This is a genomic window from Maribacter sp. 2-571, from assembly GCF_050589625.1.
GTDB lineage: Bacteria > Bacteroidota > Bacteroidia > Flavobacteriales > Flavobacteriaceae > Pelagihabitans.
In genome coordinates, this window is sequence record NZ_JBNGOP010000004.1 from 239,150 (window position 1) to 253,018 (window position 13,869).

General features: G+C 44.3%; 12 protein-coding genes. 9 read left to right on the forward strand and 3 right to left on the reverse strand.

All coding sequences use genetic code 11. The features are described from left to right. The first annotated feature begins 156 nt into the window (after positions 1 to 156). The 5 genes from ACRD7P_RS04995 to ACRD7P_RS05015 are packed head-to-tail and all read left to right on the forward strand — an operon-like array spanning position 157 to position 5,376. On the forward strand, positions 157 to 1,092 hold the full coding sequence (locus tag ACRD7P_RS04995; RefSeq protein ID WP_430906412.1) for an ABC transporter ATP-binding protein: 936 nt from the start codon (positions 157 to 159) through the stop codon (positions 1,090 to 1,092). Next, positions 1,085 to 2,425: an ABC transporter permease gene (locus ACRD7P_RS05000; RefSeq protein WP_430906413.1), complete on the forward strand. Its 1,341-nt coding sequence runs from the start codon at positions 1,085 to 1,087 to the stop codon at positions 2,423 to 2,425. Before ACRD7P_RS04995 ends, ACRD7P_RS05000 begins: the two co-directional genes overlap by 8 nt. Continuing rightward, positions 2,410 to 3,318, forward strand: coding sequence for a mechanosensitive ion channel family protein (locus ACRD7P_RS05005; protein ID WP_430906414.1), 909 nt, complete (start codon positions 2,410 to 2,412; stop codon positions 3,316 to 3,318). Before ACRD7P_RS05000 ends, ACRD7P_RS05005 begins: the two co-directional genes overlap by 16 nt. Continuing rightward, positions 3,315 to 4,202 (forward strand): DUF6268 family outer membrane beta-barrel protein, encoded by an 888-nt coding sequence (locus ACRD7P_RS05010; RefSeq protein WP_430906415.1) that lies wholly within the window; start codon positions 3,315 to 3,317, stop codon positions 4,200 to 4,202. The genes ACRD7P_RS05005 and ACRD7P_RS05010 overlap by 4 nt, the downstream gene beginning before the upstream one ends. A gap of 10 nt (positions 4,203 to 4,212) precedes the next feature. Further along, positions 4,213 to 5,376 carry a sigma-54-dependent transcriptional regulator gene (locus tag ACRD7P_RS05015; protein WP_430906416.1) on the forward strand — a complete coding sequence of 388 codons (1,164 nt, stop codon included), beginning with the start codon at positions 4,213 to 4,215 and terminating at the stop codon, positions 5,374 to 5,376. A gap of 70 nt (positions 5,377 to 5,446) precedes the next feature. Here ACRD7P_RS05015 and ACRD7P_RS05020 read toward each other — a convergent pair whose 3' ends face one another. Beyond that, positions 5,447 to 6,142 (reverse strand): hypothetical protein, encoded by a 696-nt coding sequence (locus ACRD7P_RS05020; protein WP_430906417.1) that lies wholly within the window; start codon positions 6,140 to 6,142, stop codon positions 5,447 to 5,449. A 194-nt stretch (positions 6,143 to 6,336) separates the two neighbouring features. On the opposite strand from ACRD7P_RS05020, the gene ACRD7P_RS05025 reads away from it, so the two are divergent. From ACRD7P_RS05025 to ACRD7P_RS05040, 4 genes are all read left to right on the forward strand, one after another. Then, a complete protein-coding gene (locus tag ACRD7P_RS05025) occupies positions 6,337 to 7,221 on the forward strand; it encodes a PPK2 family polyphosphate kinase (RefSeq protein WP_430906418.1) in 885 nt (294 codons plus the stop codon). A 122-nt stretch (positions 7,222 to 7,343) separates the two neighbouring features. Then, positions 7,344 to 8,729 carry a M28 family peptidase gene (locus ACRD7P_RS05030; RefSeq protein ID WP_430906440.1) on the forward strand — a complete coding sequence of 462 codons (1,386 nt, stop codon included), beginning with the start codon at positions 7,344 to 7,346 and terminating at the stop codon, positions 8,727 to 8,729. A gap of 88 nt (positions 8,730 to 8,817) precedes the next feature. After that, on the forward strand, positions 8,818 to 9,750 hold the full coding sequence (locus ACRD7P_RS05035; RefSeq protein WP_430906419.1) for a peptidylprolyl isomerase: 933 nt from the start codon (positions 8,818 to 8,820) through the stop codon (positions 9,748 to 9,750). A gap of 168 nt (positions 9,751 to 9,918) precedes the next feature. Next, complete coding sequence (locus ACRD7P_RS05040) at positions 9,919 to 11,451, forward strand: S8 family peptidase (protein ID WP_430906420.1); 1,533 nt, start codon at positions 9,919 to 9,921, stop codon at positions 11,449 to 11,451. Between the two features lie 1,244 nt (positions 11,452 to 12,695). On the opposite strand, the gene ACRD7P_RS05045 is transcribed toward ACRD7P_RS05040, so the two are convergent. Beyond that, positions 12,696 to 12,890: a cold-shock protein gene (locus tag ACRD7P_RS05045; protein ID WP_430906421.1), complete on the reverse strand. Its 195-nt coding sequence runs from the start codon at positions 12,888 to 12,890 to the stop codon at positions 12,696 to 12,698. A 299-nt stretch (positions 12,891 to 13,189) separates the two neighbouring features. After that, positions 13,190 to 13,828 carry a peroxiredoxin gene (locus ACRD7P_RS05050; protein WP_430906422.1) on the reverse strand — a complete coding sequence of 213 codons (639 nt, stop codon included), beginning with the start codon at positions 13,826 to 13,828 and terminating at the stop codon, positions 13,190 to 13,192. Positions 13,829 to 13,869 lie beyond the last annotated feature (41 nt).

Genomic DNA, 13,869 nt, shown 5'->3' on the forward strand with positions numbered 1-13,869 from the left:
ATACGTCATAAGAAGCACGATACTACCGGGTGTATGAATGGTCTTTTTTTGGAGCATAAAATGGTACCCTAGCGCCAATAAAAATGATGGGTGCTAAAGTTGCCATTTGCAAATGACTGTTGGGGGCATTTAGCTATCTTTGGGAAAATTGCGTGCATGAACACTATTTTGGTAGCTAAGGAAGTCACCAAACGATTTGGAAACTACACCGCGCTCGATAGCGTTTCCCTGGAAATACCCGAAAACTGCATTTATGGCCTGCTCGGTCCCAATGGGGCCGGTAAAACCACGCTTATCCGTATCATCAACCAAATTTCGTATCCCGATCAGGGGGCTCTTCTGTTCAACGGTGAACCCTTACGACCGGAACATATTACGCAAATCGGTTATTTGCCGGAGGAAAGGGGGTTGTACAAAAGCATGAAGGTAGGGGAGCAGGCGCTGTATTTGGCCCAGTTGAAGGGTTTGGATAAAAGGGAAGCGAAAAAGCGGTTGCTGTATTGGTTCGAACGACTGGAAATCGGTGATTGGTGGAACAAAAAAGTTCAGGAACTATCAAAGGGAATGGCACAAAAAATACAGTTCGTGGTTACCGTGTTGCACGAGCCGCGCCTGCTGATTTTTGACGAACCGTTCAGCGGTTTCGACCCCATTAACGCCAGCTTGATAAAAGATGAGATTTTGGCCTTAAAGGAGAAGGGGACCTCCATTATTTTTTCCACCCACAGAATGGAGTCCGTAGAGGAACTGTGCGAGCATATCGCATTATTGCACCGGTCGGAAAAAATACTCGATGGCAGGCTTTCGGAGATAAAAAAGGCATATAAGAATAATACGTTTCGGGTGGCCATGGTATCGGAACGGGGTACTTCGGTGCTCGGGGAATTGGAAGAAAAATTTAAACTGTCCCAAACGGAGTTCGATCAGGAAGAAAAGCAGCTGGGCTTTACGGTACAACTTCCCTCGGACGATTCACGCTCCTTGCTGTCCGCACTTTCCGAAAAAGGAAGGGTACAACGTTTTGAGGAAATCGTTCCCTCCGCAAATGATATTTTTATACGAACCGTAAAAGAAAAAGGGAACAATGGGTAAATTACGGTTGATCATCAAACGGGAGTACCTGGCCAAGGTCCGCAATAGATCGTTTGTGGTAATGACTTTTTTGAGCCCTATTTTAATGGTAGGGCTGGTAGTGTTGGTCGCTTACCTGGCACAGCTCAACGACGGCGAAAAACGGATTATCGCCATTTTGAACGAAAGTGATTATTTCTCTACCGATTTTCATACCACGGAAAGTACATCCTATGTGCGTCTGTTCGATTTGGACATCGAGACCGCCAAGGATTCTACGGAAAAAATGGGATACACCGGACTGCTGCATATCCCTCAAAAAAAGACGTTGGAAGCGGTGGCGGAAGCGTCATATTTTTTCTCAAAAAATACGCCCAATACCCTGGTGTTGGAAAAGATAGAAGCCGTTTTTGAAGAACGCCTACGGCAGCGGCGACTTCAGGAAATGGGGGTCAGTCCCAAAGACTATGCCATGGTGGACTCCCGCTACGAGGTAAATATTGCCACCTTTTCGGGAGAACAGAACTTAAAACATTTTAATGAGATAAAAGCGGCCATTGGCGGGGCCTTTGGTTATTTGATTATGATGTTCATTATCATTTATGGCGGGTTTGTCATGCGGAGTGTGATCGAAGAGAAAACCAGTAGGATAATAGAGGTCATTATTTCGTCGGTAAAACCCTTTCAACTCATGTTGGGTAAAATAATTGGCACCTCTTTGGCGGGAATTACCCAGTTCACTATTTGGATTATTTCGGCCAGTATACTGCTGCTACTGGCGTTGGCCCTGCTCGATATGGATTTGGCCACATTGCGCACCGGTCCCACTATGATTGCCGATGCCACTGGTCAATTGCCCACCGCCATGCCGGCGACCAATGAAATGTTCGCGCTATATGCGCAGGAAATTTTTAAGATACCCATTTTTACCCTGGTCGGCTTCTTTCTGGTATATTTTGTTTTGGGGTATTTGATCTACAGCTCCATTTATGCCGCTATTGGCGCAGCTGTCGATAATGAAACGGACACGCAACAATTTATTTTTCCGATCATTATTCCTTTGGTATTGGCCATATACGTAGGATTCTTTTCAGTGTTCAACAATCCACACGGACCGATCGCGGTCGGGTTTTCCATTTTTCCGCTTACCTCCCCGATTGTAATGATGATGCGTTTGCCTTGGGGCATAGGCGAAGGCGGCGTACCGATTTGGCAGTTGGTTACTTCCATTCTTCTTTTAATCGGTACTTTTATGGGAATTGTTTGGTTTGCCGCGAAAATTTATAGGGTCGGTATTTTAATGTATGGGAAAAAGCCCAGTTATAAAGAACTGTTCAAATGGTTGCGATATTGATGCAGGAAAAAGATACCGTTGTTGAGGATACGTTGAAAGAGGACGTTTGGGAATCGGTAAAACAGTTTTTGGATATTGGCTTACATTTGGGAGAGGGCGATAATTCCATCAACATTACTATAGGGCTTTTGCTGTTACTTTCCATCGCCTTTATTTCCACAAGTTTTGTGTTAAAATGGCTCCGTAATCTTTTTGTGCGGAAAATGGAACCCGATGACAAATTGAAGTTCATCAGTATCTTCAAGTTCATCAAATATGTGGTGTACATCATTGTGGTGTTGCTTACCGTAAGTGCGGCAGGTATCGATATTACCATTTTGATTACCGCTTCGGCGGCCCTGTTTGTCGGTTTGGGACTTGCATTGCAAGAACTTTTTCAAGATGTTATTGCGGGTGTTTTTATCATATTGGACAAATCGTTGCACGTAGGGGATATAATAGAAGTTGACGATAAGGTAGGGCGGGTGTTCGAAATAAAACTTCGGACCACTAGGGCGATTACCCGTGATGATAAGGTAATCATCATTCCCAACCATAAGTTCATTAGCGAAACCATTTACAACTATACCCAAAACCATAAGACTACCCGGGAGGCCGTAATGGTCGGTGTGGCCTATGGCAGTGATGTCACCTTGGTCACTACAATTTTAGAAGAGGTGGCCCAAGAACAGCAAGGGGTACTGAACAGCCCGAAACCCTTTGTGCTCTTCGAGGATTTTGGGGACTCCGCATTGCTATTTTCGTTACAGTTTTATATCAATGACAGTTTCGGTGGTCCAAAAATAAAGAGTGCGATGCGGTATCGCATCGAAGCTAAATTTCGGGAAAACCATATTGTTATTCCGTTCCCCCAAAGAGATGTACACCTATTTCAGCAGAAACCCAGTTCATGATTATACCGTCGCTACAGCGGTCCATGACCGTTTTGTTTCTTTTTTTTGTTTCGTTCTGTTCCTTACAGGGGCAGACGACCGATCTGTTTCGGTTGGAGTATACGGTAATACCCGAAAACCAATTTGGGATACGTACCAACCGTTATCGTGCCGCTGTAAACGTTCCTGTCAAATTAGGGGAAGAACGGTATTTGGTAACGGGAATGGAATACAATCGATACGAGTTCGAGTTCGATGTTGCCCTGCCTTTTGAAGTGCAAACCTTGGAACGTTTACATATTGTCGATTTAAATTTGGGCTATATCTGTAAGATACATCCCGATTGGCGTATGGTCACCATATTGACCCCCCGTCTGGCTTCTAATTTTGAGCGTGGTATCGATAACAACGATTTTTTGATCAACGGTTCCTTACTTTTTTGGAAGGACATGGCATCCAAGGAAAAACCGGAACGCTTGATTTTAGGATTGAGTTTTAACAGTGCCACCGGTTTGCCCTACCCACTTCCCGTAATCAATTACAACAAACGGTTTCACCCGAAATGGTCCTATACTTTGGGAATTCCCCGAATGGATTTCAAATACCACCTGAACGATACCCATGAGTTTCAGTCCGTTCTGTTTCTCGACGGTTATTTTGTCAACATTCAAAACGAAATCGCATTGCCGGACGATATAGTGGGTGCTTCCATTTCCCTATCCGCCCTAGTGGGGGCGGTAGGCTATCAGTATAAATTCAACAAGATGATTTCATTGTATGCCCTTGCTGGCTATTCTATCATACAGGAAGGACTGATCAGGGACGGAAATAGGAATAGGGCGTTTACCCTGAATGACGAAGGAAATTTTTATCTTCGGACAGGATTTAAAATAGCAATTTTTTAAAAAGGGCAACATGTCAAAAATACTGGTTATAGAGGATGAGGCGGCAATTCGAAGGGTATTGGTAAAAATACTTTCCGAGGAGAACGACGCATACACGGTGGAGGAAGCCGAAGACGGTCTCAAAGGTTTGGAAACCATCAAGAACAATGACTATGATTTGGTACTCTGTGATATTAAGATGCCAAAGATGGACGGTGTAGAAGTGTTGGAGGCCGCAAAAAAAATAAAACCGGAAATCCCGTTCATCATGATTTCGGGTCACGGAGATTTGGACACTGCCGTAAATACCATGCGTGCCGGGGCGTTTGACTACATTTCAAAACCGCCCGATTTAAATCGCTTGTTGACCACGGTCCGAAATGCCCTGGATCGAAAGGAATTGGTGGTCGAAAATAAGATCTTAAAGAAAAAGGTAAGTAAGAATTATGAAATGATCGGGGATAGCGATGAAATTACCGCTATTAAGGACATGATCGAAAAAGTGGCACCGACCGATGCACGGGTGCTGATTACCGGTTCCAACGGAACCGGAAAAGAACTGGTAGCTCATTGGTTGCATGAAAAAAGTGCAAGGAGCGGGGCACCGTTTATAGAGGTCAATTGCGCCGCAATACCGTCCGAGCTTATCGAAAGTGAACTTTTTGGCCATGTAAAAGGCGCCTTTACCTCTGCGGTAAAAGATCGTGCCGGAAAATTTGAAGCGGCCAATAAAGGAACCATTTTTTTAGATGAGATCGGCGACATGAGCCTTTCGGCCCAAGCAAAGGTGCTTCGGGCATTGCAGGAAAGTAAGATCAGTAGGGTGGGTTCCGATAAGGATATTAAGGTAAACGTACGGGTCCTCGCAGCCACCAATAAAAACCTTAAAAAGGAAATTGAGGACGGAAAATTTCGGGAAGACCTCTACCATAGGCTGGCCGTAATTTTGATCAAAGTACCCGCGCTCAACGATCGAAGGAACGATATTCCGCTGCTGATCGGCCACTTCTCAAAAAAGATTACTTCCGAACAAGGTATTCCGGACAAGCGTTTTTCTTCCGGTGCCGTAAAATTGTTGCAGGGTTACGATTGGACCGGTAACATTCGGGAACTGCGCAATGTAGTGGAACGGTTGATAATATTGGGCGGAACGGAAGTAACTGAAGCCGATGTAAAACTGTTTGCGAGCAAATAGGTAACGGGCAGTGTTCGGACCGTCATACAAAAGTAGCACCGTAAACGTGGTACCCGTAAATAGGAATCGATCAGTATTCGCATTCACCGATTTGGGACAATGCTGCGGCGGTTATTTTTTTAGTTTTAAGGTTGTAGTATTTTCGCCCTTCGGAGAGGTTGGGCTGTAACAGTTCCTCTTCACATTCCTCATAAATTTCTTGCGCGAATTCCCGGGCCGCTTTACAATCGACGGTAATCACCACTTCGTCCAAACTCACCCGATATTTTTCCAATGCACGATCAATGTTCTTTTTAAGTTCCTCCGAAGGCTGCTCGATTCGTTTTGCTTCTGCCACATCTACGTGTCGCGATCTTAAACTGTCTTTAGCTACATTAGGAAAAGGCGTTTTTCTATCTGCGGCATGCGCGACGATGGCACCAAGACTTTCCTCCGTGTTGAGCAGCGAGCGTTTCAAAAGGTTTTTTGAGTCGGAGATACTTTCTACTTTAGTAGCTTCTTTGAGCAAATGGTTGCTTTCCTCCATGCCTACCGTCGCATGGTCGCAACCACATTCCTTCATATGTTGTTTTGATTTTTCGATTGCATTCAGTGCCTTATAGGCATGATAGCGGGTAAGATTGATATCTTCCTTGGAAAGCGCTTTTTCCGTTTGTGTCTTAATAAAATGGATATTCGATTGCGCGTACTCGCAAGCATCGTTAGGTTTTAACGAGGTCATCAATAATAAAAGAAGAGCGCAACTAAGCGGGTACAGCTCTTTCATGACAGTATTTTACTTTCGATACAATAGGTTTGGCGTATTGCGAATTTAACTAGAAAAGACTTGGATGGCTATTTTTTTCGACGCATGACATCCCCCTTTCGTTTTTTTGGATGAAGCGTTTACAAAGATTGTTGAACTACTGTTTTTTTTAACAATTTGTACCGCTCAACGAGTAAAAAATTCTATATTTCAGTATGGATAAAATAGAAACGGGAGCCTATCGCGTAAAAGAGGGGATACAGTTGTCCAATATGCCCACCCATACCGATTTGGGGATGTCCGATAAAGCGTTGAAAAAGCTACTGGAAAAAATCCGTGAGCCCTTGGGGGATTTTCAGAATACCCTTTATGCACATGGAAAATACAGTGTACTCATTTGTATACAGGGTATGGATACCGCCGGGAAGGACAGCTTGATACGGGAGGTCTTTAAAGACTTTAACGTTCGCGGTATTACGGTGCACAGTTTTAAGGTACCCACGGCTTTGGAACTTGGGCACGATTTTCTTTGGCGGCACTACATTGCGTTGCCTGCCAAAGGGAAGTTCGGGGTTTTTAACCGTACCCATTATGAAAACGTTTTGGTCACCCGGGTGCACCCCGAATATCTGATTGGAGAACACCTGCCCGGTATCGAAAAGGTAGCGGACGTGGATCAGTCGTTCTGGGACCGCCGTTTTGAACAAATCAATGCCTTTGAAAAACATTTGGCCGAAAACGGAACGATTATTATTAAATTTTTTCTAAACCTATCCAAAGAGGAACAGCGAAAACGGCTTTTAAGAAGATTGGAATTAAAGGAGAAAAACTGGAAGTTTTCGCCCGGCGACCTAAAAGAACGGCAGTTGTGGGACAGGTATCAGGAATGTTATCAGGAAGCGATCAACAACACCTCCAAGCCGCACGCCCCCTGGTATGTGTTACCGGCGGATAATAAAAAAGCGGCAAGAGTCATTTTTGCCGAGATCCTTTCAAAAAAGTTGCGGGAATATTCCGATATTAAGGAACCAAGTTTAGACCCTAAAATACAGGCAAACCTGGAAGCATATAAAAAACAGTTGGAAAAAGAAGCGTTATGAAACGAGCATAAACTTTTTTAAGCATACCCTACCGAGATGATTAAAATAAGTTTATGCGAATTACTGAATTTGCAGAAATTTTTAGTTTCTTCATTTCCAGCGGACTACAAAATTTTAAAAAGATGAATAAAGGAATCGTTTTATTGCTGGTCGTAGGTTGGTTCGGAATGGCCAAGGCCCAGACGGAAGATGAAAAACAGTTGAAAATGCTTTTTGATGCCGCACTGACGGAGGGTAAGGCCTACCAATGGCTTGGTCACCTCTCCAATCAGATCGGTGGTCGTTTGTCAGGATCCGTTGAGGCCGAATTGGCGGTGACCTACACTAAAAAACAGATGGATTCACTTGGCCTGGACAAGGTTTGGCTGCAGCCGGTAAAAGTTCCGAAATGGGTACGGGGAAATCCCGAGTTCGCCTATTTAGAAACCGACCCAGGAATAACGACCAATCTGCCCATCTGCGCTCTGGGAGGTTCAGTGGCAACCCCGGCGGGCGGTCTTAAGGCAAATGTGGTCGAGGTACAGGGCATTGAAGAACTGGAACAACTTGGCAAGGACAAGGTGGAAGGGAAAATCGTGTTTTTTAACAGGCCCATGGAACCGACTTTGATCAATACGTTTAGCGCATATTCGGGTTGTGTGGATCAGCGGTATTCGGGAGCCGAAGCAGCGGCCAAGCACGGAGCAGTAGGCGTTATCGTGCGTTCGATGAACCTTCGTATGGACGATTTTCCACACACGGGATCCATGGGCTACGGGGATACTCCCGTAAAAGACCGGATTCCCGCTGCGGCCATAAGTACCAATGGCGCGCAATTTTTGAGTACTACATTGAAGTTAAAACCGAATATCAATTTTTATTTCCGTCAAAATTGCAAGCAACTGGAAGATGTCGATTCGTTCAATGTCATTGGGGAAATAACCGGAAGTGTCCACCCCGAGAAAGTGATGGTCGTTGGCGGGCATTTGGATTCGTGGGACCTTGGGGACGGTTCCCATGACGATGGAGCCGGTTGTGTGCAGAGTATGGAGGTATTGCGCCTCTTGAAAAAGACCGGATACCGACCACGGCACACCATTCGTGCGGTGTTGTTCATGAACGAGGAAAACGGTTTGCGGGGCGGTAACGAATATGCTGCAGTTGCTAAGGACAAAGGAGAAAAACATGTGTTTGCCCTGGAGAGCGATTCGGGAGGCTTTACCCCAAGAGGTTTCACTTTCGATTGTTCCGATGCGGATCTGAAAAAAATACAGAACTGGAAAGGCCTGTTTGAACCGTATTTGCTACACATTTTTGAAAAAGGGTACGGAGGTGCCGATATCAACCCCTTAAAACAAGAGGGTATCGTTTTGGCAGGACTTCGTCCGGATTCGCAGCGGTATTTTGACCACCACCATGCCGAAAACGATACTTTTGAACACATTAACAAACGAGAGCTCGAATTGGGAGCAGCAGCCATGGCCAGTTTGGTATATCTGTTCGACAGTCAAACTTCAACGGCTAAATAGGGCGGGGTAAATACATTGTTACGGCATTTTCCGGTTTTTAAACTCCAATCAAAAAAGGTACCTTTGCCGCTCATAAAAAAAGAGCGATATGCAAGATGGTATTTATGCCAAATTCGACACCACAAAAGGTGAGATTTTGGTGAAACTTACACACGATAAAACCCCTGGAACGGTCGGTAATTTTGTATCCTTGGCCGAAGGGACGAAAAAAAACACGGTAAAATCTGAAGGGGAACCGTATTACGACGGTCTTAAATTTCACCGCGTCATTCCCGATTTTATGATACAGGGAGGATGCCCCCAGGGTACAGGTACCGGAGATGCCGGATACAAATTCGACGATGAGTTCCATCCGGAACTTGTGCACGATGCTCCCGGAGTACTTTCCATGGCCAATGCGGGCCCGGGTACCAATGGCAGTCAATTCTTTATTACCCATATCGCGACCCCTTGGTTGGATAACAAGCATACTGTGTTCGGACATGTGGCCACCGGTCAGGAAATAGTCGATGCTATTGCCCAAAACGATGTTATCGAGCGCTTGGAAATCGTAAGGGTCGGAGAAGAGGCCAAAGCCTGGGATGCCAATGCCGCCTTCGATAGTCTGGCCGCTACAAAAGCAGCTAGGGAAGCCGAAGCGAAAAAACAACAGGCGGCCGAGCTTGACAAAGTAGCTGCAGGTTTCAACGAGACCGCTAGCGGTTTGCGTTACCAGATCATCCAAAAAGGCGATGGCGCCAAAGCGCAGGCAGGAGATAAGGTAGCGGTGCATTACGAAGGATCTTTGTTGAACGGCCAAGTTTTTGACTCTTCGTACAAAAGAAATGAACCTATTGCGTTTCAAGTTGGCGTAGGCCAGGTAATTCCAGGTTGGGACGAAGGCATTATGCTTTTGGAAGTTGGCGATAAGGCGCGTTTTGTAATTCCATCGGATTTGGGATACGGCAGTGCCGGTGCAGGTGGTGTCATACCGCCGAACGCTACCCTCATATTTGATGTAGAATTGATGAAGGTGGGCTAGTCCATCGGAACTTTTAGAATCTTATAAAAAAAGACCTTGGGAAACCAGGGTCTTTTTATGTCCGTTTTGTACGGACCTTCGCAAATAATTGGGTGTTCCGTCAAATTTGAAGGGCAGGCCTTGGAAATTTCTTATCTTGCATAAGTAAACAATCAACCCATTTCCGATATGAAAAATACACTGCACTTTCGTTTATTTATTGTCGTCTTACTGATGTTCGTTTCTTGTTCAAAAGAAGAAACCTACCCTACCGATCAAATTGCTGGGGAACCTTTGGATATGCAAGAGGAACCGTTTTCAAAAACGCAAATCGATGAAATCATTGAAAAGGAACTTTCCGCTAAGGGCGAGTTTAATTGGAATAGCGTTTCCGACAAGGTGCTCTGGAGTGCCGTGAAGCATTCTGAGGAAGTTTTGACTATAGGATATAACGGAGACAATGGTGGTTTTGAGAATAAAAATTCCAGTACTGCCTTGAACGCCAAAAACAACATTATCGAATTGGTTCGGAAATTGGAAGACAAGAACCCGGACGCTACTGAAAAATCCTCCAAAGTATTGTTGTACGATGATGCCACACTGACCCTCATCGATGTAAGGGCCACAAATATGGCCACCATTGCCGAATTGCGCAAAAATAAGGATATACGCTATTTGGAACCCGCCGGATATCCGTTTTTACAACAAACAGCGGAATCGAAATCGGATCTATCCAGCTTGGGCTGCGGATTTGAGGGCGAAGTGGTGCGACAAGAAGACTTTATCCCGATTCTCCCCAATGCCAAAATGCCCTGGAATTTTCCTTTGCACAATATCGATCGGGCTTGGGACTATAGCACTGGGAGCGGTATTACCATTGGTGTTGTCGATACCGGGCTATCGGCGGGGCAGTCGTTGTTGGGAACCGATTTCGGTAATGGGTATTCCAATACGGGAAGAACGATCGAAAGTTATGGGGTATATGTAGATTCTTTCTGGCCATGGTCCACAAAGACCGATGGTCCCGATGATAAGTGCGGTCATGGTACCAGTATGTCGGCAGCGGCTACCGCTCCTCGAAACGATATGGGACTACCGGTGGGGGTCGCCTACAACGCGGACTTGTTGTCCTATAGGGCTGCAAAGGATGTGCTTTTGAACGGTTATCATGAACAAAAAGGCGTGGCCCGTGCCATTACCGAGTTAGGAGCTCGGGATGATTTAAAGATCATTTCCATGTCCATGGGATATGTTTTTTCGGTTGGGCGAATAGCGGACGCGATCCGTTACGCACATGCCCAGGGAAAATTGATTTTTTGCGCAGGTGGTACGTCTACCAGTTTTACCAATTTCGTTGGGGTCATTTTCCCCGCATCTATGAGCGAGACGGTTGCGGTAACGGGAGTACGGGAACAAAACAGCTATAACGAATGCGAAGTATGCCATAAGGGCTCTGCCATCGATTTCACCATGATTATGGAGCGTGCTTCAGGGGAACATGTACCTACCTTGGGCTATTACAATGCAGAGGAGGACTATGTGGGAGGTTCTTCCGTGGCAACGGCAAGTGCGGCCGGTATCGCTGCGCTGGTTTGGTCGCGCAATCCCGAATGGTCGCGCGAGGCGGTATTGGACAAAATGATCAGGGCTGCGGACCTATATCCGAACCGGGACAGCGATTATGGTTGGGGCAATTTGGATGCGCTGAAGGCCGTACAATAAAAGGATCCAGAGGCGTGATGTCGTTTTTCATTGAGAAAAGGCATCGCGCTTTTCTTATAATGGGACGCCTAATCTTGATTTTTGGAGGAATCCACAGGAGTTTCTACGCTGACGACCAGAAGAACAAGATTGATAACAATCAATAAGAATAGAATAGCGAAAAAAGTAATCATGAGGTAGTAGGAGTCTTTTTTTTACGTCGTCTAGTATAATAACAACGCGCTATAAGAAAACCCTACCCGTAAAATTTAGAAGTTTTCTACCTCCACCGAACTGTACTTCATAAGAAGAATATTCAATAGTACAAGTGCGGCAAGAATTCCAAAAATGTAGAACATATCTTAGGTTTAAAAGCTCGAAAATAAGAATTGTTTAATAATTAACGCGTAAAAATGCGAATTATTGTATCTGCTTTGAACAAAAGTATAGGAACTGCAACGTTTTGGGTAATACGATAAGGGCAACTTGTTCCTATAATTTAACCAATTTTCCGTATCAACTAAAAAAAGGGTAGTGTAGCAGCAGTTTTTATGAAAACTCTCAGGGGTTTGGGTGTTTTAAAATGATAATTCCCCACTATCCTTTAGAAACTCGCTTTGGCATTAGTTTTTATGGTCGTTGATGGTAAGTAACAAGAGACCGATATTGGCAATCACTAGGGCAATAAGAATTATAAAGAAAGTCACCATCCAAGATCTTGTGTTTTTCATCGACATTAGGAACACCTTGCAATGTTTTCGTTTCCTTGAGGAAATCACCTAGTACTCCCTTATTTTACCATTTTTAGTTGACGTAAAATGATTTCATAAGGTCGCAAAAGTTGCTTTTCGAAGTTTCAAACAAACTGGTTGAAACGAGGTCAGTAAAGGCGAATAGCGTGCTTTATGTCGATTCTGTTTAAGATAAGACGTGAAATTTCGTTATGGTTGCGTAAAAAGTTAAACAAATTTCAGTGGTCGCAGCGGTTGGTTGAAAGGATACGCTTTACCGCATGACTTTTCTTCGAGTACTCGGAGTTACTGATCTTCATCCATTCTGCAGTCGCACTTGGCAGTTCGTTATTTTAATGGATTACAAAATAGCTTACTACCAACTGTCCTAATGCAATGATGAAAGAGAATTCGATTCTTTTTCCATAAACCGGTGCATTTTAGGTGCATAATAGGTTGGTTTCGATACTTATGGGGTCAAAAAAAAGACCCCTACTTGTGTAGAGGTCTTGTATCAAAAAAGTTTATACGTGCCTAGTCAACAACTTTCACATTTACCGCGTTTAATCCTTTTTTTCCTTGTTGTAGCTCAAATTCTACAACGTCACCTTCGCGTATTTCATCGATTAAACCTGAAATGTGTACAAAGTGATCTTCGCTTGAACCATCTTCAGTGATAAAACCATAACCTTTGGAATCATTGAAGAATTTTACTGTTCCTTTACCCATAATAAAAAATTAAAAAATTATAAATTAAAACGCGAAGATATGATTTAATTTTTTAACACTGCATATTTTGGTAATCTTATCTTTGGTTCGTTTCGTACGATGGTTTAAAAAGAATGCTTTGAAAAAAATGCCAACATTCGAAATCCGATTGGGAACACCTTTTTTACAAGCCTCGTCGCCGATATTCAAATGCTTATTGATTTGAATCGCGGTGGTAAAATATCGTGCCCGATACTACCTTGTTTCGGTACGTATGAAACATAAACAAAAAGGCCCCGTTCTGGGGCCTTTGGTAATTACTATGCTGTTGGATCTGGTGTCATCCTAAGATAGGGTTTTACTTCTTCTACACCCTTTTCAAAAATCTCTTTCGCCTTATCCGTCGGTATGGCCGGACTGACCACCACATCCTGACCGGACTCCCAGTTCGCCGGTGTCGCCACTTTATGGTAGGCCGTAAGTTGTAAAGAATCGATTACGCGCAGCAACTCATAAAAATTCCGGCCTGTGGAGGCAGGATAGGTAAGGATCAGTTTTACCGTTTTGTCGGGAGCGATGATAAATACCGAACGAACGGTAAGGTTGTTATCCGCATTCGGGTGTATCATATCGTACGAACCACTTACCTTTTTGTCCTCATCCGCAATGATGGGGAAGTTTACGGTGGTGTTCTGCACTTCGTTGATATCCTTGATCCATTCGGCATGGGAAGCGGCGCCATCGACGCTCAAGGCGAGCATTTTTACATTTCTTTTATCAAATTCTCCTTTGAACTTTGCGGCCGTACCCAATTCGGTAGTACATACCGGGGTAAAATCGGCAGGATGTGAAAACAGGATACCCCAACCGTCGCCGAGATATTCATATAAATTTACAGTTCCCATAGAACTGTCCGCTGTAAAATCGGGGGCTTTATCGCCTAATCGTATTGTTGCCATTTGACACGTTTTAAATTAAATAGTTTGAACTCTATAAAATT

Excerpts from the sequence above, each read along its gene's own strand:
- ACRD7P_RS04995 (WP_430906412.1), top strand. The coding sequence starts at position 157 with ATGAACACTATTTTGGTAGCTAAGGAAGTCACCAAACGATTTGGAAAC.
- ACRD7P_RS05000 (WP_430906413.1), top strand. The coding sequence starts at position 1,085 with ATGGGTAAATTACGGTTGATCATCAAACGGGAGTACCTGGCCAAGGTC.
- ACRD7P_RS05005 (WP_430906414.1), top strand. The coding sequence starts at position 2,410 with ATGGTTGCGATATTGATGCAGGAAAAAGATACCGTTGTTGAGGATACG.
- ACRD7P_RS05010 (WP_430906415.1), top strand. The coding sequence starts at position 3,315 with ATGATTATACCGTCGCTACAGCGGTCCATGACCGTTTTGTTTCTTTTT.
- ACRD7P_RS05015 (WP_430906416.1), top strand. The coding sequence starts at position 4,213 with ATGTCAAAAATACTGGTTATAGAGGATGAGGCGGCAATTCGAAGGGTA.
- ACRD7P_RS05020 (WP_430906417.1), bottom strand. The coding sequence starts at position 6,142 with ATGAAAGAGCTGTACCCGCTTAGTTGCGCTCTTCTTTTATTATTGATG.
- ACRD7P_RS05025 (WP_430906418.1), top strand. The coding sequence starts at position 6,337 with ATGGATAAAATAGAAACGGGAGCCTATCGCGTAAAAGAGGGGATACAG.
- ACRD7P_RS05030 (WP_430906440.1), top strand. The coding sequence starts at position 7,344 with ATGAATAAAGGAATCGTTTTATTGCTGGTCGTAGGTTGGTTCGGAATG.
- ACRD7P_RS05035 (WP_430906419.1), top strand. The coding sequence starts at position 8,818 with ATGCAAGATGGTATTTATGCCAAATTCGACACCACAAAAGGTGAGATT.
- ACRD7P_RS05040 (WP_430906420.1), top strand. The coding sequence starts at position 9,919 with ATGAAAAATACACTGCACTTTCGTTTATTTATTGTCGTCTTACTGATG.
- ACRD7P_RS05045 (WP_430906421.1), bottom strand. The coding sequence starts at position 12,890 with ATGGGTAAAGGAACAGTAAAATTCTTCAATGATTCCAAAGGTTATGGT.
- ACRD7P_RS05050 (WP_430906422.1), bottom strand. The coding sequence starts at position 13,828 with ATGGCAACAATACGATTAGGCGATAAAGCCCCCGATTTTACAGCGGAC.